23 protein-coding genes are annotated in these 23,182 nt (G+C 55.3%); 13 read left to right on the top strand and 10 right to left on the bottom strand.

Going from position 1 to position 23,182, the window contains the following annotated elements; translation table 11 throughout:
* Nucleotides 1–9: 9 nt before the first annotated feature.
* Together hpt and ACFSOY_RS05560 are read right to left on the bottom strand one after the other, a co-directional pair.
* On the bottom strand, nt 10–543 hold the full coding sequence (gene hpt / locus ACFSOY_RS05565) for a hypoxanthine phosphoribosyltransferase (protein WP_386044624.1): 534 nt from the start codon (nt 541–543) through the stop codon (nt 10–12).
* Nucleotides 544–691: 148 nt separating this feature from the next.
* A complete protein-coding gene (locus ACFSOY_RS05560) occupies nt 692–1,375 on the bottom strand; it encodes an ADP-heptose synthase (protein ID WP_386044622.1) in 684 nt (227 codons plus the stop codon).
* A gap of 135 nt (nt 1,376–1,510) precedes the next feature.
* Here ACFSOY_RS05560 and ACFSOY_RS05555 point away from each other — a divergent pair, with 135 nt between their 5' ends.
* Complete coding sequence (locus ACFSOY_RS05555) at nt 1,511–2,542, top strand: 23S rRNA (cytidine(2498)-2'-O)-methyltransferase RlmM (RefSeq protein ID WP_386044620.1); 1,032 nt, start codon at nt 1,511–1,513, stop codon at nt 2,540–2,542.
* Nucleotides 2,543–2,621: 79 nt separating this feature from the next.
* Here the strand turns inward: ACFSOY_RS05555 and sda are convergent, their stop codons facing one another.
* On the bottom strand, nt 2,622–2,762 hold the full coding sequence (sda, locus tag ACFSOY_RS05550; protein ID WP_386044618.1) for a sporulation histidine kinase inhibitor Sda: 141 nt from the start codon (nt 2,760–2,762) through the stop codon (nt 2,622–2,624).
* A 508-nt stretch (nt 2,763–3,270) separates the two neighbouring features.
* On the opposite strand from sda, the gene ACFSOY_RS05545 reads away from it, so the two are divergent.
* The 5 genes from ACFSOY_RS05545 (at nt 3,271) to ACFSOY_RS05525 (ending at nt 6,954) form a co-directional block, all read left to right on the top strand.
* A complete protein-coding gene (locus ACFSOY_RS05545) occupies nt 3,271–4,422 on the top strand; it encodes a citrate/2-methylcitrate synthase (RefSeq protein ID WP_386044616.1) in 1,152 nt (383 codons plus the stop codon).
* 81 nt (nt 4,423–4,503) lie between these two features.
* Complete coding sequence (locus ACFSOY_RS05540; RefSeq protein ID WP_386044614.1) at nt 4,504–4,929, top strand: hypothetical protein; 426 nt, start codon at nt 4,504–4,506, stop codon at nt 4,927–4,929.
* A gap of 114 nt (nt 4,930–5,043) precedes the next feature.
* On the top strand, nt 5,044–5,676 hold the full coding sequence (locus ACFSOY_RS05535) for a CBS domain-containing protein (protein WP_386044612.1): 633 nt from the start codon (nt 5,044–5,046) through the stop codon (nt 5,674–5,676).
* 109 nt (nt 5,677–5,785) lie between these two features.
* Nucleotides 5,786–6,559, top strand: a complete 774-nt coding sequence (locus ACFSOY_RS05530; protein WP_386044610.1) for an N-acetylmuramoyl-L-alanine amidase — start codon at nt 5,786–5,788, stop codon at nt 6,557–6,559.
* A gap of 5 nt (nt 6,560–6,564) precedes the next feature.
* On the top strand, nt 6,565–6,954 hold the full coding sequence (locus ACFSOY_RS05525; RefSeq protein ID WP_386044608.1) for a hypothetical protein: 390 nt from the start codon (nt 6,565–6,567) through the stop codon (nt 6,952–6,954).
* Between the two features lie 17 nt (nt 6,955–6,971).
* Here the strand turns inward: ACFSOY_RS05525 and ACFSOY_RS05520 are convergent, their stop codons facing one another.
* From ACFSOY_RS05520 to ACFSOY_RS05505, 4 genes are all read right to left on the bottom strand, one after another.
* Nucleotides 6,972–7,469 carry a VanZ family protein gene (locus ACFSOY_RS05520; protein ID WP_386044606.1) on the bottom strand — a complete coding sequence of 166 codons (498 nt, stop codon included), beginning with the start codon at nt 7,467–7,469 and terminating at the stop codon, nt 6,972–6,974.
* Between the two features lie 99 nt (nt 7,470–7,568).
* Nucleotides 7,569–7,994 (bottom strand): CBS domain-containing protein, encoded by a 426-nt coding sequence (locus tag ACFSOY_RS05515; RefSeq protein ID WP_386044604.1) that lies wholly within the window; start codon nt 7,992–7,994, stop codon nt 7,569–7,571.
* Between the two features lie 99 nt (nt 7,995–8,093).
* Complete coding sequence (locus tag ACFSOY_RS05510) at nt 8,094–8,525, bottom strand: CBS domain-containing protein (protein ID WP_386044603.1); 432 nt, start codon at nt 8,523–8,525, stop codon at nt 8,094–8,096.
* An 87-nt stretch (nt 8,526–8,612) separates the two neighbouring features.
* Nucleotides 8,613–8,957, bottom strand: coding sequence for a DUF4383 domain-containing protein (locus ACFSOY_RS05505; protein ID WP_386044601.1), 345 nt, complete (start codon nt 8,955–8,957; stop codon nt 8,613–8,615).
* Nucleotides 8,958–9,121: 164 nt separating this feature from the next.
* On the opposite strand from ACFSOY_RS05505, the gene ACFSOY_RS05500 reads away from it, so the two are divergent.
* Genes ACFSOY_RS05500 through ACFSOY_RS05485 form a run of 4 tightly spaced genes read left to right on the top strand, consistent with a single transcriptional unit; the run spans nt 9,122 to nt 16,753 of the window.
* The gene (locus ACFSOY_RS05500) at nt 9,122–9,532 is read left to right on the top strand and encodes a hypothetical protein (RefSeq protein ID WP_386044600.1); all 411 of its coding nucleotides are present in this window, start codon (nt 9,122–9,124) and stop codon (nt 9,530–9,532) included.
* A 12-nt stretch (nt 9,533–9,544) separates the two neighbouring features.
* On the top strand, nt 9,545–12,343 hold the full coding sequence (locus ACFSOY_RS05495) for a 1,4-alpha-glucan branching protein domain-containing protein (protein ID WP_386044598.1): 2,799 nt from the start codon (nt 9,545–9,547) through the stop codon (nt 12,341–12,343).
* On the top strand, nt 12,340–14,793 hold the full coding sequence (locus ACFSOY_RS05490) for a sugar phosphate nucleotidyltransferase (RefSeq protein WP_386044596.1): 2,454 nt from the start codon (nt 12,340–12,342) through the stop codon (nt 14,791–14,793). The genes ACFSOY_RS05495 and ACFSOY_RS05490 overlap by 4 nt, the downstream gene beginning before the upstream one ends.
* Complete coding sequence (locus ACFSOY_RS05485; RefSeq protein WP_386044594.1) at nt 14,768–16,753, top strand: glycoside hydrolase family 15 protein; 1,986 nt, start codon at nt 14,768–14,770, stop codon at nt 16,751–16,753. Before ACFSOY_RS05490 ends, ACFSOY_RS05485 begins: the two co-directional genes overlap by 26 nt.
* Nucleotides 16,754–16,824: 71 nt before the next feature.
* Here the strand turns inward: ACFSOY_RS05485 and ACFSOY_RS05480 are convergent, their stop codons facing one another.
* Together ACFSOY_RS05480 and ACFSOY_RS05475 are read right to left on the bottom strand one after the other, a co-directional pair.
* Nucleotides 16,825–18,111 (bottom strand): tetratricopeptide repeat protein, encoded by a 1,287-nt coding sequence (locus ACFSOY_RS05480; RefSeq protein WP_386044593.1) that lies wholly within the window; start codon nt 18,109–18,111, stop codon nt 16,825–16,827.
* Nucleotides 18,112–18,318: 207 nt separating this feature from the next.
* A complete protein-coding gene (locus tag ACFSOY_RS05475; protein ID WP_386044591.1) occupies nt 18,319–19,704 on the bottom strand; it encodes a PIG-L deacetylase family protein in 1,386 nt (461 codons plus the stop codon).
* A 117-nt stretch (nt 19,705–19,821) separates the two neighbouring features.
* Here ACFSOY_RS05475 and ACFSOY_RS05470 point away from each other — a divergent pair, with 117 nt between their 5' ends.
* Nucleotides 19,822–20,106, top strand: coding sequence for a DUF3905 domain-containing protein (locus ACFSOY_RS05470; protein ID WP_386044589.1), 285 nt, complete (start codon nt 19,822–19,824; stop codon nt 20,104–20,106).
* 75 nt (nt 20,107–20,181) lie between these two features.
* Here the strand turns inward: ACFSOY_RS05470 and ACFSOY_RS05465 are convergent, their stop codons facing one another.
* Complete coding sequence (locus ACFSOY_RS05465; RefSeq protein WP_386044587.1) at nt 20,182–21,210, bottom strand: M23 family metallopeptidase; 1,029 nt, start codon at nt 21,208–21,210, stop codon at nt 20,182–20,184.
* A gap of 295 nt (nt 21,211–21,505) precedes the next feature.
* Between ACFSOY_RS05465 and ACFSOY_RS05460 the strand changes: the two genes are divergently transcribed.
* Nucleotides 21,506–22,129 carry a DUF47 domain-containing protein gene (locus ACFSOY_RS05460; RefSeq protein ID WP_386044586.1) on the top strand — a complete coding sequence of 208 codons (624 nt, stop codon included), beginning with the start codon at nt 21,506–21,508 and terminating at the stop codon, nt 22,127–22,129.
* A complete protein-coding gene (locus tag ACFSOY_RS05455) occupies nt 22,122–23,126 on the top strand; it encodes an inorganic phosphate transporter (RefSeq protein ID WP_386044584.1) in 1,005 nt (334 codons plus the stop codon). Before ACFSOY_RS05460 ends, ACFSOY_RS05455 begins: the two co-directional genes overlap by 8 nt.
* Nucleotides 23,127–23,182: the final 56 nt, after the last annotated feature.

The raw sequence follows: 23,182 nt of genomic DNA, 5'->3' as shown, positions 1-23,182 counted from the left end.
TAAGGAAGATTATTCTTCTACAGTTTCGCGCACAAATACGTAAGGGAGATTGCGTGCATAGTCACCGAGGTTGAGCCCGTATCCGGCGACAAATAGATCTTCGATCGTATGGCCGGTGTAGTCGAGCTGCACCTCAACTTGACGGCGCGAAGGTTTGTCGAGGAAGGTGCAGGTCTTGATGCTTTTCGGGTTCTTTTTCGCCAGATGCTCGACCACGCCGCGCATGGTGATGCCGGTATCGAGAATGTCGTCACAGATCAAAACGTCTTTGCCTGCGATGTCGGTGCGGATGTCGTGGACGATCTCGACGCGACCGGTGCTATGTTCACCATGACCGTAGCTGGATGTGGTCAGGAAGTCTACATTGACCGGAACGGTTATTTCACGAACGAGGTCTGCTGTAAACACGAAACTGCCGCGCAAGAGCGAGATGACGACGACCTCGCCGTCCTGATAATCTTGTGATAATTGTGCGCCGAGCTCTGCGACACGGGATTGGATCGCTTCACGGCTAAAGAGGATTCGATCACGGGTCTTTGCCATCAGGGTTAGGCCTCCTACTTCCGATAGATACTGTTTTTGGGGTAATTGTACCGCAGTGAAAACTAAGTGGCAACACTTGTCCCCATTTCTACAGTCAGCGTTCCACAAGAAAAGCTCTGTCACACATCGAATGTGGTGAGCAGAGCTTCTATGAGAACAGTGTGAAGATAAAGGCGAGCAGGATCAGTGCGAAGCTACCGAGCACCCAGGGGAGCAGCTTGTTGCCCTTCTGCGACACCGCCCGCTCTTCTGCCGGAGACAGCGCCCCTTCCTGTGCTTCCAACGAATGGATCGGCGTGTTGACCAACGCTAGATCATGCTCATCAGCCAACTCTTCGAACGGAGGCTCATCGACGAGAAAGCCAAAATCGGCAACGTCGATCACGGTGATCCCGATCCTCGCTTCCACGATGCGCTGTTGGAGCTGAAGCTGATCGGTGATCAGCGGCAGCGAGTCGCGCCGTGCGAGGAGGATCAGCTCCGTCTCGACCGGGTCGAATCCTTCGCCAAATTCGGCGTTGTCAAGCGCATTGACGACGGTGAACGTCACGTTTTCGCTGTAGAGGATCGGACGGCTGCGCTGCCACGGAACGCGCAACGACTTGTCGAGCTTCTTGGCGACGAAAGGCTGTTCGAAAAAGAGGATCAGCTTTTCGACATTCGCTTTCACCCGCTCATTTTCTGCCGGATCATGAATGATCTCTTCGCTATCTCGCAGCTCATACAATTCCATCACCGTCGAGTAGGGGATGATATATTCGATTGGCTCGTTGGGAAATAACAGTTCGCCAAACATTGCAAACAGGATCGGTTCAACTACAAAACGTTGCATCTATTGCCAACTCCTTTAATAAAAAAGCATATCGGACGATGCGACGAAGCGCAACCATTTTTCTAAGGAAATGGTACCATGTAGTTTGCTATACTGAGAAGGTTATAAAAATGACGTACATATGTGGAGGATTGCATGACATCATCTCGCTTTATCGGTTCATCCAACTTTGGATTTGCACAATATGCACAAGAGGAGATCAGGAGGCTGTTTCCGGGCACCAAATTTAAATATCTTGAGCCGGGGGAACTGTTCTTGATCGATGTGCCGGCACCGGCAGAAGAGGTGACAGCCGCCTTGCTCGAAGCGGAGCCGATCTTCCTTCGCCACATCCAGCCGGTACAGCACGAACTCCTCCTCGACAAGACGGGCGACGACCTGCTGAAGTTGATCCGGTTGATTCAGGAACTGCGCCCGTTTGCAGCTGGTGAGAAAGTCGCGGTGCAGGCGCGCAAAACGAAAGAGGTCAAGTTCGCCTATACGCCTTATGGGGTAAAGGACGCGCTCGACCCGATCTTGCAACAAGAGCAAGGCGTGGAGAGTGTAGTTCGTGGCGCCGACAAGATCATCTCCGTGTACTTGGCGGACGGCACGTGCTACCTGGGGATCTCCACGCCGCGAGAAAATCTATCCGATTGGAATGGGGGGATGGTGCGCTACCGCAAGGAAGAGGAGCATGTCTCACGGGCCAAGTTCAAGCTGATGGAAGCGGAGGAGAGATTCGATCTCGACCTCACCCAGTTCCAGAGCGCGCTTGATGTCGGAGCAGCGCCAGGCGGATGGACTTCGCTCCTGCTGGAGCGCGGTCTGAACGTGACAGCTGTCGATCCGGGCCACTTGCACCCCTCATTGCTCGACCACCCGCAGTTGACCTACCTGCAAAAGAACGCGGGGGACGTCACCTTTGCGGAAGGATCGTTCGATCTGCTCGTCTGTGACATGAGCTGGAGCCCCAAACAGATGAGCAAGCTGGTGGCAGAGCTGTTACCCGCCTTGCAGCCGGGCGGCATCTTGGTGATCACCGTTAAGCTGATGCACAAGAAGCCCTTTCAGACGGTGAAGGAAACGTTGCAAAACCTAGAGCCGGATGTGATGTTGCTCAAAGCGAAACAGCTGTTCCACAACCGAGAGGAACTGACGCTGTACGGAATGAAAGAGGGCTTCTAAGCGCTAAGAAAAAAGCCCGCTCCCGGCAGAACAGGCCTTCTCCAATAGGCGAGCTGTGCTCGATCAACGGGCAGTCTGTCTACGATGCCAGGATGACAGAGACGGAAAGACCTCGCGCTTGGACCTCTTTGGACAGCAGTTCAAGAAACTGCCTGTCCAACTTCTGTTGCACTGCATTCGTGTACGCTTCAATCAAATACTCATCACTCAGCAAATGCATGGCGATTCCCTCACTGTTCTGATCTTTGAAACGCAAGCAAACTCAGACGAGTTGGCTTGGTTCGACTATAACATGGAAGCAGGAAGCGAACAAGCGTTCCGATTATCCACAAAACCTGTGGGCATTTTGTGGGTAAGCTGTGGATGGATTGTGGAAAAGGTCAATTTTGCTTTATAGTAGAATGTGAATAATGGGGATAATAGTTATCCACAACTCTTGTGAATCGACATGATTCCACAGGAAATAAATTTTTCGACAAGATTTACAAAGTGAATCGGGGTCGATCGAGCATATCTGGGATCGCTCGGGGTAACCTAAGACTGGCAAAATGGTTGAAAGTAAACGCTTTCGGGCGTTGAATTGCTGTTGCTGTCGGAAATATGAATGAAAGCCCATTCATCAAGTTCGACCGATGAGACTAAATCCTGTATAATTAGTAGCATCGAATAATACTCGGTATGTACCGTTACAATGGTAGTTCTGTTATTTATCAGGAGGTGTTTCGTCAATGTCTGAAGCAAAAACGAAAGCGGGTCTGCAAGATGTTGTTGCGGGTGAGTCTTCCATCTGCCTCGTAGACGGAAAAGAAGGTCGTCTCGTCTACCAAGGTTTCGATATTAACGATCTGGTTGGAAAAGCTTCGTTTGAAGAAGTCATCTATTTGCTTTGGTACGGAAAGCTGCCGAACGCGAGCGAGCTGTCCGCCCTCGATGCAGAGCTGAAGAAAAATCGCGAAATTCCGACCGATGTGTTGGAACTGGTGAAATCGCTGTGCAATTCGAGCGCGAACCCGACGGGGATGGAAGTGCTGCGCACCGTTGCGTCGTACCTCGGGGCGGTCGATGAAGACAAGTCGATGGAGCGCGAGACGCACATCAAGCAAGCGACGAAGCTCGTGGCGATGTTAGCATCGGTCACCGCAGCTGTCGGTCGCTTCAAACAAGGTTTGGACTATGTCGCACCGCGCAACGACCTCGGTCACGCGGCGAACTTCCTCTACATGCTGAACGGAAAAGAAGCGGATGAACTGTCTGTCGAGGCGTTCGATGTGGCGCTGATCCTGCATGCTGACCATGAGTTTAATGCCTCCACGTTCACCGCGCGCTGCACGGTGGCGACCATGTCCGATATGTACTCGGGCGTGACCTCGGCGATCGGCGCGCTGAAGGGCCCGTTGCACGGCGGTGCGAACGAAGATGTGCTGCGCATGATGATGGAGATCGACTCGGTGGAAAATGCGGCGTCCGAAGTGCGCGCGCGACTGGACAACGGCGTGAAAGTGCCGGGCTTCGGTCATCGCGTCTATCGTTCCTATGACCCGCGCGGCTTGGTGCTGAAGCGCTATGCGAAGCAGTTGACCGAGCAGGTGGGCCAGACCAAGTGGTTTGCGATGACGGAGATCACCGAAGGCGTGGTGCTGGAGCATTTTGCGAAGAAGGGCAAAGACCTCAAGTACAACGTTGACCTGTACTCCGGCTCGCTCTACAATGCGATGGGCATTCAGGTAGAACTGTTCACTCCGCTGTTCGTCATCTCCCGCGTATCCGGGTGGACGGCGCACATCCTCGAACAGTACGCGCACAATCGCATCATTCGTCCGGTAGCCGACTATGTTGGTCCGATCGATCAACAGTTCGTTCCGATCGCTGAGCGAAAATAAGCTTGATTGAAGGAAGGGCTCCTCGTCTGCGGGAGCCCTTTTTTTCACTACTTTAACTGAAAAGGGGCGTAGGAGATTCCTGTGGACTTCTATGAGATTCTTCAAAATGATGCTGCATTTGCACTGTTCTTTCTGATTTATTACGCGCTGTTGCCATTGCTGGCACAGCTGCTGATCGTGCGCTTTTTTCGCAAGCAAGTCTCGATGCAACGCTACATGTTCGGCGTTCCGACCTTTTTGATCGGACATGCCTATCTGGCCAATCTGCTGCTCGGCCTGATGATGTACGATCGAAATGGGGACTACATCGTGCGCGGTGCGAACGAGTCGCTCGGGCTGATCCTGTTCGCCGTGTCGTTTACGGCGATGGTCTTGTCTGCGATCATCTTGCGCATCTTCTACAAGCTCGAAGGAAAAGAGTATATCCGCGGGCTGCTCGCCTATTTTGTTTCGCTCCTGCTGTTTGCAGGCTGTTTTTGGATCATCCGCATCTTCTTTGGCTATTGATTGCACACCGGGAGAACGATCGTCTAAATATCTTCCGATTCTCTTCCAAAAGAAGAGGAAAGTTTGCAGAATTGCCGAATAGATAATGAAGAGAGACCGAAGGGGGTTGTATGGATGATTGTACAACAGTTAAAGTTAGAAGCGCATAAAGTGGTTACGATTGAACCGCAAGCATCGTTGAAAGATTTGCTCGCGGCTCTTGATCACTGCGGATTTCAACATATTCCAGTTGTAGCTGACGGTGTGTTCTGTGGCATGGTCGGCTATGCTGATGTGCACAAAGCATTTTTTGAAAGCGATGTTGCGAAAGATCAATTTTTGACCGAAACCAAGGTTGAAGCGATCACCGTCAACAAACATGCGACCGTTCATGAAGAGGGCAACATCGAAGACATCCTGAAAGCGATCGACCGAGTTCCGTTCATCGCTGTGCTCGACGGGGAAGGCGCTTTCACGAGCATCGTGACCCGCAACAGCCTCTATGAGATGCTTCGCGATGCGCTGGGCATGCATCAGCCGGGCATCCGCTTGACCGTCTCGATGCCGGAGATGCAAGGCTCCTTGCTCAAGTTTGCCGAAGTGGTTCGCAAGCACTCGAACATCTTCGGAATGCTCGTCCTCGACGACAATGCTGATTTCGGATACCGCCGCGTTTCCTTCAAGGTGGCACCGGAGGCGAACGTCGATGCGATCACAGAAGATCTGCGCAGCGTCGGTGTGCGCGTCTTCCACGTAACAACTCGATAGGAATGATTCGGTTGGCGTCTGCATACATAGTATGCGGGCGCTTTTTTTCACCTTGGAGCGAAACTTTACATATCATGAGCTAGAAATGTCCTTGAGAGGAGTGGAGACAGTGCCGCTAGTTGTGATCGATCCAGGACATGGGGGAACGGACCCGGGCGCGACAGCCAATGGGTTTCAAGAGAAAAATCTGGTTTTGCAGGCTTCGCTCGTTCTTCGCGATGCGCTACAGCGCTGCGGCATTCGCGTGGTCATGACGCGAACCACCGACACATTGCCATATCCGGACGGGACGATCGGACAGGATCTGGCCTATCGCGCGCGCGTGGCAAACGATGCGAAAGCGGATCTTTTCCTTTCCTGGCACACCGATTCGGCATCATCTCCAGCGGTAAACGGTGTGGCCGCATGGATTCATCCGGCTGCCCGCGGGACGCGCACTCAGCAGTGGGCGGATCGCATCGCCGCATCGATCGCCGCATCGACAGGGCAGACCAACCGCGGGGTGTACTATGGGGATTTTCAGGTGCTCCGCGATACGGCGATGGATGCGGTGCTGATCGAATCTGGATTTATCACCAACCTGTCAGAAGCGACCCGCATGGCCAGCCGTGCCCATCTGTCGGCAGCAGCCGAAGGGGCGACAAAAGGGATCTGCACCCTTTTTAATCTGCCCTACAACGCGCCTGCACAGGAGCCAACACCCGGACAGCAACCGCAGGAGGAGTGGCCGGCCTGGGCCAAAGATGCGATCGCAAAAGTGATCGAGTGGGATGTGATGACCGGATACCAAGATGGCACTTGGCGTCCGAATCAACCGGTGACGCGGGCGGAGCTCGCATCGGTGCTCGTACGTTTTTACAACCTGATTCGAAGCGGGAGGTAAGCGACATGACGGAACAGATCTTGTCGATGCTGAAAGATGGCGCCAGCATCTTGCTGGAGGTGGCCATCCTCGCAGGTCTGCTCCTGTTTCGAGACATAAAGCAACGCATCCAGCAGTATTATGACACGCACACAACCTTGCAACAACGGAACCTGTTAGCACAGCTCGGACGGGAAGCGTTCTCATACGCAGAGACGGTGTACGCGAAGGAAGACGGTCCTTCGAAGATGAATGAAGCGATCAAGTACATGCTCGACAAATGCGCGTCCTGCGGGATGAAGGATGTGGAAGTGAAAGATCTGCGCGCGGTGATCGAATCGGCATGGTTGCAGGATCGCCGGAGTGCAGATCTTGCCAAAGCTGCCGAACAAGCAGGCATCAGCCAAGCGAAATGAACCGGCAAAAAACTCTCTCACTTTGCTGTGGAGAGAGTTTTTTGTTTGGTCAACAGCACGATCAGCACGGCGAGCAAGACGCCGATGCTGTCCACATATACGTCGATCGCGTGTCCGGTGCGACCAGGTACGAACGATTGATGGAACTCGTCAGACGCTGCATAGAGGATCGCGAGCAGCGCGGAGAGTGGGAGCGCAATGCGCCGCCGCATCGCCGTGGCAGCAAACGTGCGCCAGTACAGCAGGGTGAGGATCAAAAACTCGGTCACGTGCGAAGCTTTGCGGATGAAAAATTCGAACATCGAATAGGGAGATTTGTAGCTGACCAGTCCGCCATCATAGTAAAATTCGATGTTTGGGAGCAGGGAAAGCAAGAGATCCTCATCGATCCATTGCCGCAGCACGGGGCGAATGTCCTGATCGCCATACGATTCTCCCGACTTATAAAAGATCAGGGCCATCCAGGCGAGGCTTAGGATCAACCAGATCCAGAACGATTTGCGAGTTGTGGTCATCGACACGCCTCCTTTTGTAAGAGTGTATCGCTCCACATACAAATGGACAAGACCCGCTGAGGGTCTTGTCCATTTGTATTTCCAGACGGACGAAAGCGATCAGTGGATACCAGGCTCGGAGATCTCACTGAGCGCAAAGCCTGCTTCGTTCTCGTGAATGCCTACGACCGCCAAGTCACCGAGCGCGACGATGCCGACCAGACGACCGTTCTCGACGACCGGCAGTCGGCGGATCTGATGGTCTGCCATCAGGTTGGACGCTTCCTGTGCGGTCTGCTCAGGAGAGCAGGAGACCATCGCGCTGGACATGCATTCGCCGACGCGCGTCGTATTGACATCCATCCCTTTGGCCACCGCGCGAATCACGATGTCACGGTCGGTGACACACCCTTCCAATCGATCGTTTGCCGAGCAGATCGGCACGATCCCGACATCGATGTCAGCCATGATCTGCGCTGCCTGTTGCAAAGAGGCGTCAGGTGCACAGCATTGCACATCGGTCGTCATCAGTTCACGAATTTTCATGAAAGCCCCTCCTTGTGAATGCGGTAGGTGAATGTAAAAAGGCTGTCGGAGCTGTCTCCCAACAGCCTTAGTATGCCGAGGACGGGATGGCTTATGCGGCTAGAGTTGGGGGCGCGATGGCGTGGAGATCTCTCCGAGCGCATAGCCCGCTTCATTCTCATGAATGTCGACCACCGAAAGGTCGCCGATGGAGAGGATACCGACCATCTGACCTTCCTCGACGACAGGCAGGCGGCGCAGCTGGTGTTCGGCCATCAGCTTTGCCGCTTCGGCTGCCGTTTCCTGCGGGTTGATCGAGACCAGCTTCGGGCTCATATAATCGTTGATCTTCGCTCTCGTGATGTCCACGCCTTTGGCGACAGCTCGCACGACGATGTCGCGGTCGGTCAGGATGCCGCGCAGCTTGTCCCCTTCCTCAGCGATCGGAATCACGCCGACGTTCAGCGATGCCATCAGTTCGGCCGCTTCTCGCAACGTGTGATTGGTCTTCAAGGTGCGAACGTCCTTCGTCATCAGATCGCGAACCTTCATGCAACCGCCTCCTCGAACATGGGATGGAAACAAAAAAAGACTGCCGGAATGTGCCGGACAGCCTTAGTATGCGTATTCCTGCTTCTGCTATTCCCGAGCTCTGTCCTTTTCGCCAAGTGCGGCGTAAAGACCCCAGGCACCGAGGATGACGTGGATCAAGTTTTCGGTGAGCTCCAGATGCAGTCCGAGGAAATCGGGGACGAAGAAGCCGATGATGCCGACCAGCAGATAGATCGTCCCGAACACTTGGGCGAACAATCTCGCCCATTTTACACTTTGACCGGCTGCGATCCCGAGCACCCCGAGGACCAGATGGACGATGTTGTGAGGGGTATCAAATTCGATAAGTTCGAAGAGGTCTGACATGAAGAAACCGATGATCCCGAGCAGCAGCATGACCCAGCCAGCAACGCGAGCAAACACTTTCGCCATTATCGATCATCCTCCTTACTGTGCAGTCGCGCGAATTTTTCCTGCGCGCTCACTTCACCATATGGAGCTTCGCAGGTAGATATGACGTTCTTTTTACCTGTGTTCGCTCATAAAAAATAGGGATTCATGCGTCCGATCAACAGCGATGGGAGGGAGGGTGGTCGATGGAGCTCGGTCGGTACCTTCGAGTCGATCGATACGGAGATGATCGGTTGCAGGCGCTTGCGATCGACAAAACTCGCATCTGGGTGCATTGGGCAGAGGGAGGGGCGGTGGAGCAGATCGCGTCTCGCTATTTTTTACAGGAGTGGGAGCGATCGACACGCATGCTTCGGATATCAGGAGCTGCTGAACAAACGCAGTTCGTCGAGTGCCAGGCAAGGTGGGGGGTTCGCTATGTGGACGGCCTATCGCCGGGCGCGCTCTACCGTGTGGAGTATGGATGGGAGCGATCTGATGGTTTCCTCTCCCTGTACGAAACGAGCGTGCGACTGCCGGGCGCAGAACGGTTTGACCTGCTGCCCAGAAAGCGAACAGATCGCATCAGCACCTATACGCTCTATGCTGAATCTTAAAGGAGGTTGCGGATGAAGAAAGGCTGCTTGGCGCTGGTTCTGCACGCCCATCTGCCCTATGTGCGCCATGAGCGAGCAGCGTGGGCGCTGGAGGAGCGGTGGTTATATGAAGCGCTGTCCGAGACTTATTTGCCATTGCTTCAAGTCTTTGAGCGCCTGCGGAAGGAGCGAGTGCCCTATTCGCTTACGCTTTCGATCTCGCCGACGCTGTTGACCATGCTGCGCGATGAGGAGTTGGGCGAGCGCTATGTGAAGCACCTGCAGAAGACGATCGAGCTGACGGAGAAGGAGCGGGGGCGCACTGCAAACGAGCCGATCGTGCGCGCGCTCGCCGACATGTATGCGGATCATTATGGTGGTCTGCTCAAGTCCTATGAGTCGAGCGGTCGCGACGTTGTCGCCCGCTTTGCCGACCTGCAGAGCAGCGGGCATCTGGAGCTGATCACCTGCGGGGCCACACATGGATTCCTGCCGACGATCGGCAGCGAGGAGCTGCGCAGAGCGCAGATCGGCATCGCCTGCGATACGCATGAAGCGATGATCGGCAGCCGGCCGCGCGGCATCTGGTTGCCAGAGTGCGGCTATCTGCCTGGCGTGGAAAGATTGCTCGCGGAGCAGAGCTTGCAATATTTTGTTCTCGATTCGCACTCATTCGGATCGAAGAGCGTCTATCATCCGCTGCTTATCAACGGGACGAACGTGTATGCGCTCGGGCGCGATCCAGAATCGACAGAGCAGGTGTGGAGCTCACAGATCGGCTATCCTGGCGATCCGCACTACCGCGAGTATTACCGAGACATCGGCTTCGATCTGGAAGAATCCTACATTGGCAACTACGTTCATCCGTCCGGAATCAGGGTCAACACCGGGCTTAAATATTTTCGCGTGACCGGACAGGGGGCGCACAAAGAGCTGTATGACCCGCAGATGGCAAGGCAAAGAGTTGAGGTGCACGCCGAACACTTTGTCAGGTCGAGAGTAGAAAAGATCGATGCGCTCGCTCAGATCGCGGGTGGGGGAGAGCGACCGCCGCTGATCACCGCACCGTTCGATGCGGAGCTGTTCGGACATTGGTGGTATGAAGGGCCGAGCTGGGTGGAGCGAGTGGCGCGCAAGCTTGCCGGGTCGGAGCTTGCGATGGTCACGCCGAGCGGCTATCTTCGTCAGCATCCACAGGCGGAGCGCGCGGCGCTCTCGATGTCCTCTTGGGGGCGCGGTGGCTATGCGGACGTTTGGTTAAACGAGCGGAACGGCTGGATCTATCCACATCTGCATCGGCTGGAGGAGCGGCTGGTCAACGCTGTGCGCAGAGCGGAGCGGCAAAGCCAACCGGCGAGGAAAGCGCTGACCGAAAGAGCGCTCCGCCAACTGGCGCGGGAGGTGATGCTTGCAGAGGCGAGCGACTGGGCGTTTATGATCACGATGGAGACGACAGAAGCATATGGGGTCGGTAGGCTGTCAGAACACTTGATGAACGCAGAGCGACTCGCCGAGCAGATCGAGGCCGAACGGGTGTCTGCAGAGTGGCTTGCCGAGTTGGAACGGTCGACTCCGATCTTCCCCGATCTTCGGCTCGATCACCTTTTGCCTGCAACCTGTACGCCCGATCGTCAGCAGCCACCGCTTCGCGTGCTGATGCTGTCCTGGGAGTTTCCACCGCGCACGATCGGCGGTCTTGCCCGCCACGTGTACGACCTGTCTCGCGAGTTGGCACGAGCGGGGGTGGAAGTGCATGTGATCACCTGCCAGGGGGAAGGGACGGAGGCGTATGCGCACCTCGCTGGGGTACATGTGCACCGGGTGGAGGTACCAGAGCTGCAGGAAGGCCGGTTTGTAGAATGGAGCGCTTTGCTCAACATTCGCCTGAGCGCGATGGGGCGCAGAGCGATCGAATCGTTTGGGCCGTTCCAGCTGATCCACGCGCATGACTGGCTGGTCGCAGAATCTGCACACTGGCTGTCTGCGCAATTCGGCCTTCCGGTGATCTCGACGATCCATGCGACGGAGCACGGGCGAAATCATGGCATCCACAGCGAACTGCAAAGGCAGATCTATCAGATCGAGCGCCGCTTGGCGGAGCGTTCGCACGAGGTGATCGTCTGCTCCGCCTCGATGCGACAGGAGCTGCAAGAACTGTATGGAGTCGCAGCGCAAAAACTGCACGTGCTGAACAATGCTGTCGATCGGAAAGCGCTGACAGAAGGAGTCGAGGGACGGTCAAGGCGGGCGAGTGAGCGCGAGAAGGTGGTGTTCTATGTCGGAAGGCTCGTTCCAGAGAAGGGGGTGCAGGTGTTGCTCGCCAGCGCACCGAGCTGGATGAACCGCTATCCGCAGGCGCGAATCATCATCGCGGGGATTGGGCCGATGCTTGCTGCGCTTCAAGATCAGGCGCGCGAGCTTGGCATTGAGGGCCGGGTGGAGTTTGCCGGGTTTGTCACCGATCAAGAGCGCAATCGACTGCTGCGAGTCGCAGATGTGGCCGTCTTTCCCAGCTTGTATGAGCCGTTTGGCATCGTGGCATTGGAAGCGATGGCAGCAGGAGCGCCGACCGTCGTGTCACGCACGGGCGGACTTGCGGAGATCGTGGAGCACGGCGAGGACGGTTGGCTGGTCGAGCCGGGGGATTCGAACTCCTTGTCTGAGACGATCCTGCAGCTGTTCGCCGATCCGATCACCTGTCAGCAGGTGGCGGAGCGAGGGCAGCAGAAGGTGATCGAACGCTACTCGTGGCCGGCGATCGCCGAAGGGACGATCGCCGTCTATCGGAGAGCGCTGCAGCAGCGAGAACAAGAAGTGGGGGGATCGAGATGAAAGCTGTCATCCTCGCAGGCGGGAAGGGGAGCAGGCTGCGGCCGCTGACCTGCAACAAACCGAAGCCGATGGTTCCACTGCTCGGACAGCCATGCATGGGGTATGCGATCGATCTGTTGCGATCGGCAGGGGTCGAGGAGATCGCCGTCACCCTGCAATACCTGCCCGATGTGATCCGCGACTATTTTGGCGATGGGGCGGAGCACGGTGTGTCGATGTGCTATTACGAAGAATCGACACCGCTCGGCACGGCTGGCTCAGTCAAGCATGCACAGGAGTTTCTCGATGAGACGTTTCTCGTCATGTCTGGTGACGCGCTGACCGATTTCGATCTGCTTCAAGCGTTGCAAGATCACAAGGAAAAAGGTGCGGCAGCCACGATCCTTTTGACCCGAGTCGACTCCCCGCTCGAATTTGGTGTGGTGATCACCGAAACGGATGGGCGGATCGTTCGGTTTTTAGAGAAGCCATCTTGGGGTGAAGTGTTTTCCGACATGGTGAACACAGGCATCTACATCTTGGAGCGAGACGTGCTGGAGCTGATCCCAGCAGGGCGGGAGTTCGATTTTTCCAAAGATCTGTTCCCGATCCTGATGCAGAGGGGCTATCATCTGAACGGCTATGTGGCAGCAGGGTATTGGTCAGATATCGGCAACTTGGCTCAATATCGTCAGACGCAGTTTGACATGCTCGACGGCAAAGCGAACTGCCAGATTCGCGGATTTCGCATCTCGCCACAGGTGTGGCTTTCCCCCGATGTGCAGATCGCCGAAGGTGTGCAGCTGGAAGGTCCCTGTTATATCGGACGCGAGTCGGTGATCGAAGCGGGTGCACAGATCGGGCCGTACAGCGTGATCGGCGAATGCAATGTGATCAAGGCGGGCGCTTCGATTCGCCGTTCGGTGCTCTGGAATCGAAACTATCTGGGAGCTGGGGTCGAGCTGCGCGGCGCCTCGCTCTGTTCGCATGTCAGCTTGGAAAGCCACAGCTCCTGTTTTGAAGGCGCCGTGATCGGGGATCGCTGTTCGCTCGGTGCGAAGGCGGTCGTCAAGCAACAGGTAAAATTGTGGCCGGGCAAGCGAGTGCAAGAGGGGACGACGGTGCACACCTCGCTCGTCTGGGGCGAAAAGCTGGAGAGAACGCTGTTCGGGTTAAGCGGCGTGCAAGGGATCGGAAACGTCGAAATCACGCCCGATTTTGCCGGACGGTTGGCTGCCGCATACGGGGCGACGCTTCCCTTCGGCGCGAAGATTGCGCTCGCCTCCGACAGCGATCCGTTTGCCGCGCTGATCAAGAGCGCGCTGGCGACAGGGTTGCGCGCAGCGGGCGTGCACACTGTCGACTGCCAGCTGGCGACCACCCCGATGATGCGGTATGCGGTGCGCGCTGCCCGGGCGGACGGCGGGATCTATGTCAGACGCAAAGGGGCCTCGGCGGAGGGGCGCATCCTGATCCAGTTTGTCGATCAAAGCGGAATCAACATCGACAAGGGCTGGGAGCGCAAGATTGAGAGCGCCTATTGGCAAGAAGATTTTCGACGCGCCAATCTGACCCAGATCGGAACTGGCAACAGATTTTCGCAGCTGCAAGCGGCGTACGTAGCCGACATGATCCGCGAGGTCGATCCTGAGCAGATCAAGCGCGGGCAGTTTCATCTGGCGCTGCAATATCGGCCTGACCTCTATGGCAGCTTCGTGCTCGATCTGCTGGAGCGGCTCGGCTGCGCGGTATCGGTGATCGACAGCCGAGAAGCGGCGCAGGGCGAACTGCAGCATCTGGTCTTTACGGGGGCGTTCGATCTTGGCGTCTGTCTGGATGATGACGGCGAGGGAATCGTCTTGGTTTCCGACCGCAGTGAAGTGATCGAAAAGGATCGCCTGCTCACCTTGCAGACGTTGATCTATCTGGTCGCCGGTGGAGAGCGGGTGGCGGTGCCGGTGACCGCGCCGAGCATCATCGAGACGATGGCAGCCAAGTTTGGAGCGGTGACAGTCAGAACCAAAGCGAACCCGCGCGCCCTGATGGAAGCGCAGCAAGATGTGCCGTTTTCGCTGATGTTCGACGCTCTGTACACCCTGCTCAAACTGATCGACACGCTGGCGAGCGGCCGGAAGAAGCTGTCCGAACTGGTTGAGAGCATTCCGAACTACTTCCTGCTGCGCCGCGATGTTCCCTGTCCGCGCGAGGAAAAGGGGCGGGTGATGCGCCGGCTCCTCGAAGAGAGCAAAGGGGATTCGCTGGAGATGGTCGATGGGATCAAAGTGTTTCAAGCGGACGGCTGGGCGCTGATCCTGCCCGACTCGGAAGAACCGCTGTTTCAGGTGTTTGCTCAAGGGGTGACCGAGCGGCGAGCGGAGGAGATGGCAGACCGCTATGTTGAAAAGATTCTCAGCTATCAAAACGAGAGCATAAGGGGGAGGGATCGTGCCGCGCTCACTGGTGATCGGTAATGGGCACATGTTTATCGGCTTTGACGCAATGACGAACATGCGAGATCTTTACTATCCTTATGTCGGGCAGCTCAACCATATCGGCGGCAACCGCAACTCGCTCGGCGTCTATGTGGATGACACGTTTTCTTGGTGCGATGATCCTGATTGGACTGTGGACAACGGCTATCGCAAAGGTACCCTTGTGACAGATGTCACAGCGCGGAACGATCGGCTCGGGCTGAAGCTTTGCATCGAGGATGCGGTACACGTGCGGGAAAATGTGTATGTAAAAAAAGTCCGCGTCTGCAACAGCTCCGCTCAAGAGCGCGAGATCCGCCTGTTTTTCACACACGATTTTAGCATCGACGAAACGGAGATCGGCGATACGGCGGTGTACGATCCTGTGCAAAACGTCGTCTACCATTACAAGCGCAACCGCTACCTGCTGATCAACGGCTGTTCACAACGCGGCGGTCTGTTCGAATACTCGACAGGCATCAAGCGGTTTCACTCCTTGCAGGGGACGTGGAAAGATGCGGAGGACGGGACGCTGGCGGGGAATCCGATCGCGCAGGGATCGGTCGACAGCACGATCTCCTTTCAAATGTTCATCAAAGGCGGCGAGGAGGAGACGCTCTACTACTGGATCTGTGTCGGTCGCACATTTCCCGAGGTCAAAGAGTTGAACCGCCATGTGCTAAAGAGCCGACCTGAGCAGCTTTTCTCCGAGATCGACGCCTATTGGCGGCAATGGTTGAAACAGTCGGAGCAAACGTTTGGCGATCTGCCCGAAGAGGTGATCGAGCAGTATTACCTCTCGCTGATGCTGGTGCAGACGTTTGCAGATGCGAACGGTGCGATCATCGCAGCAAACGATACGGACATCCTGCAGTACAACCGCGACCATTATTCGTACATGTGGCCCCGCGATGGCGCACTGATCGCGCATGCGATGAGCGAAGCAGGGTATGAGCGCATCGCCAACCGCTTCTTTCGATTCTGTGAAGACTCGCTGACCGCAGGCGGCTTTTTGCTGCACAAATACAATCCGGACGGATCGGTCGGCTCCTCCTGGCATCCCTACTTGCAGGCGGGGGAATTGCAGCTCCCGATACAGGAGGATGAGACCGGGCTTGTGATCTGGGCGCTGTGGGAGCATTATCAGCGCTACGGCGATGTGGAGCTCGTCCAATCTCTGTACACCACCTTGATCGCTCCGGCAGGTGAGTTTTTGGTCGAATATATGTATGAGCATTTGGGATTGCCGATCGAGAGCTACGATCTGTGGGAAGAGCGGCGGGGGATCTTCACGTTTACCGTCTCCACCGTCATCGCGGGGGTGCGTGCCGCAGGAAGATTTGCTGAGGTGATGGGCGATGCGTCGCTTGCGGGGCGCATGCGGTCAGCAGAAGCGAAGCTGTGCGCAGGGCTTGAAAGGCATCTGTATGACGAGGAGCTGGGAAGGTTTCTGCGCGGGATCTATCTCGGGGCTGACGGGGAGATCATCAAAGATCGCACGATGGAGTCCAGCCTGGTCGGACTCTTTCAATTCGGCATCCTGTCGGCCGACGATCCGCGACTTTTGGCGACGATGGAACACGTGTGGGAGGGGCTGACTGTGCGTACAGCTGTCGGCGGTGTCGCTCGCTACACAGATGACCACTATTTTAAAAAGTCGGACTCGCTGGAGACGGTGCCAGGAAATCCTTGGATGATCTGCTCGCTGTGGAAGGCTGGCTGGGAGATCGTACGAGCGAAGGGGATCGAGGAGCTTCAGCAGGCGAAAGAGGTCTTTCAATGGGTGCTCCGCCATCGGATGAGCAGCGGCGTACTTCCCGAGCAGCTCCATCCCGATCGGGGCACACCGCTTTCGGTCGCGCCGCTCACCTGGTCGCATGCGACGTTTGTGCGCGAGGTGTTGCGCTATGGACGGCGCTATCAGGAATTGGTGACCGCACGCGATCACAGCGGCGGGTGAGCCAGTTCGGACAATGCAAAAAGTGCCAGCCTCAGGGTCGGCACTTTTTGTATGCAAACGAACGGCTGCGCTTACAGGATGATCCCACGCTCTTTCAAGTTTTCGTTGAGCGTCTGTTTCATGCTGTGCAGGCATTGGTTCGCCTTTCGATAGTCCCCGTCCGCCTGATAAAGATCGGCGAGCAGAGAATACGTTTCGGCCAGATCGCTGAGCAGCCTGTTCTGCTCGAAGATGTCGATCGCGCGCTCCATCATCTGAATCGCCCGTGCGCGGTTGCCAAACTGCTCCTCGGCGATCGCCAGCGTCCGCAGGATCGGCGCGGCTTCGATCGTCGTGGCGGGCATCGTCGCAAGCGCCTTTTGGCAGACCAGCTTGCATTCGTCGAAGCGATTTTCCTTCAGGTGCAAGCGGGCAATCTCGCCGAGCACCGAGCCCGCTTCGAGGTTGTAATTGTGCTTTTCATACTCCTCAACGCACAGCTGAAACAGCTTGAGCGCCTCTTCGCTCTGCCCTTCCTCGCTTTTTAAGATGCCATAGTTTTTCTTGACATCGATCGACAGTTTAATATTTTTCAGCGATTCGAATATAGCGATGGCATATTGTGAATATTCGGATGCTTTTTCGAATTCTTGCATCCGCTTGTAAGAGAGTCCGAGACCGATATAGGTAAACCCGATCTGCTCAAAGTGGCTGCTCTTCGCCAAAAATTGATAGGCGGCCTCATAATAGGTCAGTGCTTCTTGAAATTCCCCCAACTGATAATGGATCGTGCCTAGATTGGTCAGGATCTGCGACTGCAAGAAAGGTTCCGGCTGTTGAAGCAGTTCGAACTGCTCGTACGCTTTGCGCCATTGATAGATCGCCAAATGGTGCTTTTGTCTGCGCTGTTCAATCACCCCAAGTTTGTTCAGCGCTTGCAAGACCGAAGTTGGATTCTCTTTGGTCTTGGCGATCTCCAACACCTTCTCAAACTGCGTGACCGCCTCATCATACCGACCGAGTTGCAGATAGCATTCGCCGAGGTCGGAGATCACCTCTGCCAGGTTGAGGCTGGAAGAAGGCTTTTGGAGCAGCGATTCCAGCAACCCCACTGCGCGGTCGTAGTTGGAAGAGGACAGGAGCGCCTTTGCCACTTTGTGTGCGCTCGTCTGCTCAAGCTGTGTCTGAATGTCTGTCAAAAAGAATTCGAGCGGAGTCTCCAACTTCTCTGCGATCGCTTCCAACACTTTATAGGATGGATTTGCTTTATCCGACTCGATCTGAGAAATCATACTAGGTGTGACCAGCCCCGAACCGAGATCGCTTTGCGTCAGTCCCTTCATGATGCGAAGCTCGCGAATTTTCCGTCCCAAAGACATGAAAAATACCCCCATCTGTGCTGTTATCTAGTCACATTTTACTACTTTAGGGGTGGCAAATAAAGAGGAAAGTAAACATTGTATCAATTTGTCTTATTATTTAAGTCGTATGTTTCCTCCTATAAGTATTGGTTTTGTGGGTTAGTAGTAAGTGTATAAATATGGAAATCTAAAATTTCCGTTTTACAGGTCTTATCAGCTGAAATCCTATAAATACAGGCGTTTCCACGCGGTATCATCGACCGACTTTCCGTTTCGCACTTCTGTTTGCATCATGATGATTCGCGCATTTCGAAACGAATCGCGAGGCAGTGAGAGTCGAAAAAACCGATCCTTCAGCTCGTGTTCGATATGACTTTCAATCCGACTTACTAAATCGGGATAAGTGCTTGTTTTTACATTATTCTGATCTAATTTAAGGGAGAGTTGAGAGATCGTTCCCTCCGTTGCATCAGGCAAGCGGAGGCGGATGGTGATCTGGTGTTGCTTGGAGAACGGTCGAGCGAGCTCCAGACAAAGGTGCAACCGCTCGGCGGTCTGATAGACGGCCAGTCGCCTGATGTCTGCCGATCGATTGCCGCGCTGGTCGTCGATCGGGTCGATCTGTTGAGCGAAGCGCAGACCAGTTGCTGACAGCGGCTGCTCACATGCGCTCAGGCTGGGGATGCGCTGAATTTCTGAACTGCCGATCAGATCGTTTTTGCGGACGAAGGAGGTCAACAGGCTTTTCATCACATGCACTTGTGTTTGATGGGCCATGATCGCCGAGCGCTTTTTGGCGATCTGCTCATGATCCAGCGGGATGTAGTGCCACCGTGTCCCGACTTCGCTCAATCGTTTTGGCTGACAGAGCTTGTGGTAGGGATGGTAACTTCGCGGAGTCGGGAATTTCGGATAGTGGATCAGATAGGTCCATTCCTTTGGCACCAATCCTAAACTGGACAGCGCATATTGGGTAAACGCCGAAGTTCCCCAGTGATCGCCATGCACATCGTGTGGGTCAGGGTAGAGCACATCGGTCGGGTTGTATTCGCGAAACAGGCGCTGTAAATCGGCGACCACCGACTCGCCAGAATAGGGGCTGCCCGTTCGATAGGCGAGCTGATAAGGCACGCTGCGGTGGCCGTTGAGCGCACGATACGGATGGTGCACGCTCCAATTCTGATTCCACAGATGCTTCAGGCCGGCATCCGGATAGCCGAGAAAACGGATGTCCTGCTCGTTCAAACCAAGCTTGCCGATTGCGGTCAGCGCTTCCTGTTGCCGCACCAATCCGAGATGATAGAAATCATCCGCTTGCGGTCGCTTCACCCGAAAGCGTTCGGAGGTGGCGCGACGAAACCCATCTCCGTTCGTCATCACCGCGACGCGAACCGAGCCGCCAGCACGAAGCGTCTGTTGAATCAGCGCGCTTCCTGCTAGCGCTTCATCATCCGGGTGTGGCGCGATGACCAGCAGGCGAGCTCTTTTGTCCGATCGCACATCTTGAGGAGCGGGGGAGGCGACCGTTTGCCCGGGCAGGCAGAAGAGCAGCAACGCTCCCGTTGAGAGGAGAATTTTTGTCAGCCTGCGCTTCCTTTTCTCCTGGCTCATCGATTGCTCCCCCTCTCCATGAACAATAGTACCCTCAGTGTTTGAGCAACGGGCGCTTCTTATGCGGAGTAACCGCATCGAAGGTGGGGGAGACTATGCGGCAGGAGGTGAGCATTGATGACAAGCGAACACCAACATCGGAGTGTGGAGGAGAAAGGTCAACGCCTGCGAAACGATGACTCGCTCGATGCACCGTGGCGGAACACGCCGCTGGACAACTGGAGCCGCGATGTCGACCCCTTCATCATGGCGGGGGATCAATATGTGGATAACGACCATGACTTGGGAACGACCCGCCGTGAAAATGTCGAGATCATGAACGGGGAGATCAACCCGGTGATGGCTCCCTTTATGCATCCGACGCACGATGCTTCGATGCGAAACGGCGATGAGGAGATCTAGTGCGCTGATCGATCGAGCTCACCGGAGAACAGCATCCTAGCAAAAACAGCCACCGCTTTGGGTGGCTGTTTTTGCTTACCGCTTTTTCGCTCTCATCTCGCGCTCCCATTTTCGCAGGTGCGGGGTCGGATCGAACGCCCACTCGCGCGTTCCCGTCTCTCGGTACATCCCATAATGAAGGTGCGGTGGAAATTTTCCAGATGTGCCCGGCTTGCCATATCCGCTGGAGCCCACATAGCCGATCACCTGTCCTGGCTTGACGATTGAGCCGCGCTTCACTCCTTTTGCGAACCCGGCGAGGTGCGCGTAGTAGTGATAGATATTGTTCAGGTCGCGCACGCCGATGCGCCAGCCGCCAAAGCGATTCCAGCCGATCACTTCCACCACGCCGTGCGCGGTCGACATCACCGGTGTTCCATGTCCGGCAAAGATGTCGCATCCTTCATGCATGCGGCGCCCGCCCCAGCCGCGCGCATCCCCCCAGGTGGAGCGGTAGGAATATTGAAATCGCTTGGGGATCGGAAAGGAGTTTCCCTTCAGCTCTGTCGTCCCCGCCTCTTTGAACAGGCGAGCAAACCCGCTGATGCGATCGACGACAGTTCCATCCTGATAATAGTCCCAAAGCTTGCTGCGGATCGCATCCTCGTTCGTGCCGCTTGCGCTGAGCCATTTGGCCATCGAGAACAGCGCATCCTCAGGGTTGAGGCGATCGGCCACCTTGTCTTTGTTCCCGTCCAGCCCGATCCCGCCAAAAATCTTGATCGTGACCGGATTGCTGTCCTCCCGTTGCGGATTGACCGGCCCGCTCCATTTTTCGGTGGGGAACTCGATCTGGATCGGGGAGAGCGCTTTCTTGCTCTCCCTGTTTTTCTTCCAATGGATGCCCATCTCATACTGGTTGACAGCCGCTAGGTAATACCAGGGCACTTTCGTCTTTTTGGCTGCCAGCTTTAAGACGGGTAGCTCTTCTTTTAAAAGAGATGCGGATGCCACCTCTAAAGTTTCGTCTGCATCCGCTTCTCGTTCTGCGCTGGCTCCCGACACTGGGAGCAGAGTGAGAGCGAGAAGCAATGTTGCGAACGGTCGGATTTGCAGTTTTATCACGATGCGCTCACCTCAGATTTGTGGGTGTTCATGCACAGCTTTCTGTTGTTGAGCGTAGTGTTCCCTAGAAGGCTGTGTACCAACACAGGGAACTCTTTCCCGCAGGCGGATCACTTTTCGACAGAAAGGTGAACGCGAATGTTAAGATTGTGTAAAGGTGATCGATTTTTCGAATCTGCTATCTTGTCAAACATGGTGGACAAGAACATAATGAGAAAGGTTTACGATTTCCTTACATACTCTTTGCGATTTTTGCCGAAACTAACTTGACCTTTTTACAAGGAGGCATCTTTGTATGTTGCGTTTAGGGCCGAAAAACGATATCTTTTTCGATCTGCTCGAACAGGAAGCGAACAACTTGTACAACGGAGCAAAAGCGTTCTTGGAGCTGATGGAGAACTATACGGATGTTGAGAAAAAGTTCGATGCGATCCAAGACATCGAGCACAAGGGTGATGCGATCACTCGCCAGATCATGGAGAAGCTCAACTCGTCGTTCATCACACCGATCGAGCGGGATGACATCTCCGCGCTGGCTTTTACGATCGACGAAGTGCTCGACATCATCACCGGTGTTGCAGATCGCTGTGTGCTGTACCGCATCGGCTCGGTGACCCCAGAGATGCTCGCGCTCTCCAAAGCGATGGAAGGTGCGACCTCAGTGATCGTCAAGTTGATTCATGCTCTTCGCGAGTTGAGATATGAGCGCATCACCGAACTGACCCGCAGGATGAAGCAGTGGGAGTTGGAATCTGACCAGATCTATCGCCGCGCGGTCGCCAAGCTGCTCAACGATGAAAATGTCAATCCGATCCAAGTGATCAAATGGAAAGAGATCTATGAAAAGCTGGAAGACGGTGTGGACTTCTGTGAAGACGTGTCCAACCTGGTGGAAGGGGTCGTCCTGAAAAATGCTTGACGGGGGATTGCTACTGATCATCACAGTCGTGATCCTGGCCCTCGCGTTCGACTACATCAACGGGTTTCACGATACGGCCAACGCGATCGCCACTTCGATTTCGACCAAAGCCCTATCGCCGCGGTTGGCGATCGTCCTCGCTGCGTCGATGAACCTGATTGGTGCCCTGACCTTTACAGGAGTTGCGAAGACGATCGGGAAAGGGATTGCCGATCCGTTTGAGCTCTCCAACGGGATGTGGATCGTCGTGGCGGCGATGCTGTCTGCGATCATCTGGAACCTGATCACCTGGTGGTATGCAATCCCATCTTCTTCCTCCCATGCGCTGATCGGTTCGCTCGTCGGTGCGGTCGTCGCATCGGCCGGTTTTTCGGCGGTCAACTATTCTGGTTTTGTTCAGATTTTGTATTCGCTGATCTTATCGCCGATCATCGCGCTGTTGCTCGGTTTTGGGATCATGCTCTCCATGCTGTGGATCTTCCGCAATTTTGCCCCGGCGAAGATGACGCGAAACTTCCGTATCTTCCAGATCTTTTCGGCCGCTTTCCAAGCGTTTATGCATGGAACCAACGATGCGCAAAAGGCGATGGGGGTCATCACGTTCGCCTTGATCGCGGGCAATTTTCACGACTCTACCGATATTCCGCTCTGGGTCAAATTTGCGGCGGCGATCGCGATGGCGCTGGGGACCGCATCTGGCGGCTGGCGGATCATCCGCACGGTCGGTCGCGGCATCATCAAGATCCAGCCGGTCAACGGCTTTGCTGCAGACTTTACCTCTTCGATCGTCATCCTGATTGCGACGCTGTTTAAGCTTCCCGTCTCCACCACGCATGTCATCTCCTCTGCGATCATGGGGGTAGGTTCTGCGAAAGGGTTCAACAAGGTGAAGTGGGATGTGGCGGGCAAGATCGTCACGACATGGATCATCACCTTGCCGATCACGGCGGTGCTGTCAGCTGTCGTCTACTGGGTATTAGGTCTGTTCTTCTTTTAAGCGAAACACCTCAGCATCCATGCTGAGGTGTTTTTTTGTATAGCGAAGATCGGTTT

Origin of the sequence: Tumebacillus lipolyticus, from assembly GCF_042682745.1 — a bacterium.
Taxonomy (GTDB): domain Bacteria; phylum Bacillota; class Bacilli; order Tumebacillales; family Tumebacillaceae; genus Tumebacillus_A; species Tumebacillus_A lipolyticus.
This window is presented reverse-complemented; position numbering and strand designations above follow the sequence as displayed.

Coding starts and splice junctions, on each gene's coding strand:
- hpt (WP_386044624.1), bottom strand. CDS start 543: ATGGCAAAGACCCGTGATCGAATCCTCTTTAGCCGTGAAGCGATCCAA.
- ACFSOY_RS05560 (WP_386044622.1), bottom strand. CDS start 1,375: ATGCAACGTTTTGTAGTTGAACCGATCCTGTTTGCAATGTTTGGCGAA.
- ACFSOY_RS05555 (WP_386044620.1), top strand. CDS start 1,511: ATGACATCATCTCGCTTTATCGGTTCATCCAACTTTGGATTTGCACAA.
- sda (WP_386044618.1), bottom strand. CDS start 2,762: ATGCATTTGCTGAGTGATGAGTATTTGATTGAAGCGTACACGAATGCA.
- ACFSOY_RS05545 (WP_386044616.1), top strand. CDS start 3,271: ATGTCTGAAGCAAAAACGAAAGCGGGTCTGCAAGATGTTGTTGCGGGT.
- ACFSOY_RS05535 (WP_386044612.1), top strand. CDS start 5,044: ATGATTGTACAACAGTTAAAGTTAGAAGCGCATAAAGTGGTTACGATT.
- ACFSOY_RS05525 (WP_386044608.1), top strand. CDS start 6,565: ATGACGGAACAGATCTTGTCGATGCTGAAAGATGGCGCCAGCATCTTG.
- ACFSOY_RS05520 (WP_386044606.1), bottom strand. CDS start 7,469: ATGACCACAACTCGCAAATCGTTCTGGATCTGGTTGATCCTAAGCCTC.
- ACFSOY_RS05515 (WP_386044604.1), bottom strand. CDS start 7,994: ATGAAAATTCGTGAACTGATGACGACCGATGTGCAATGCTGTGCACCT.
- ACFSOY_RS05510 (WP_386044603.1), bottom strand. CDS start 8,525: ATGAAGGTTCGCGATCTGATGACGAAGGACGTTCGCACCTTGAAGACC.
- ACFSOY_RS05505 (WP_386044601.1), bottom strand. CDS start 8,957: ATGGCGAAAGTGTTTGCTCGCGTTGCTGGCTGGGTCATGCTGCTGCTC.
- ACFSOY_RS05500 (WP_386044600.1), top strand. CDS start 9,122: ATGGAGCTCGGTCGGTACCTTCGAGTCGATCGATACGGAGATGATCGG.
- ACFSOY_RS05495 (WP_386044598.1), top strand. CDS start 9,545: ATGAAGAAAGGCTGCTTGGCGCTGGTTCTGCACGCCCATCTGCCCTAT.
- ACFSOY_RS05490 (WP_386044596.1), top strand. CDS start 12,340: ATGAAAGCTGTCATCCTCGCAGGCGGGAAGGGGAGCAGGCTGCGGCCG.
- ACFSOY_RS05480 (WP_386044593.1), bottom strand. CDS start 18,111: ATGTCTTTGGGACGGAAAATTCGCGAGCTTCGCATCATGAAGGGACTG.
- ACFSOY_RS05475 (WP_386044591.1), bottom strand. CDS start 19,704: ATGAGCCAGGAGAAAAGGAAGCGCAGGCTGACAAAAATTCTCCTCTCA.
- ACFSOY_RS05470 (WP_386044589.1), top strand. CDS start 19,822: ATGACAAGCGAACACCAACATCGGAGTGTGGAGGAGAAAGGTCAACGC.
- ACFSOY_RS05460 (WP_386044586.1), top strand. CDS start 21,506: ATGTTGCGTTTAGGGCCGAAAAACGATATCTTTTTCGATCTGCTCGAA.
- ACFSOY_RS05455 (WP_386044584.1), top strand. CDS start 22,122: ATGCTTGACGGGGGATTGCTACTGATCATCACAGTCGTGATCCTGGCC.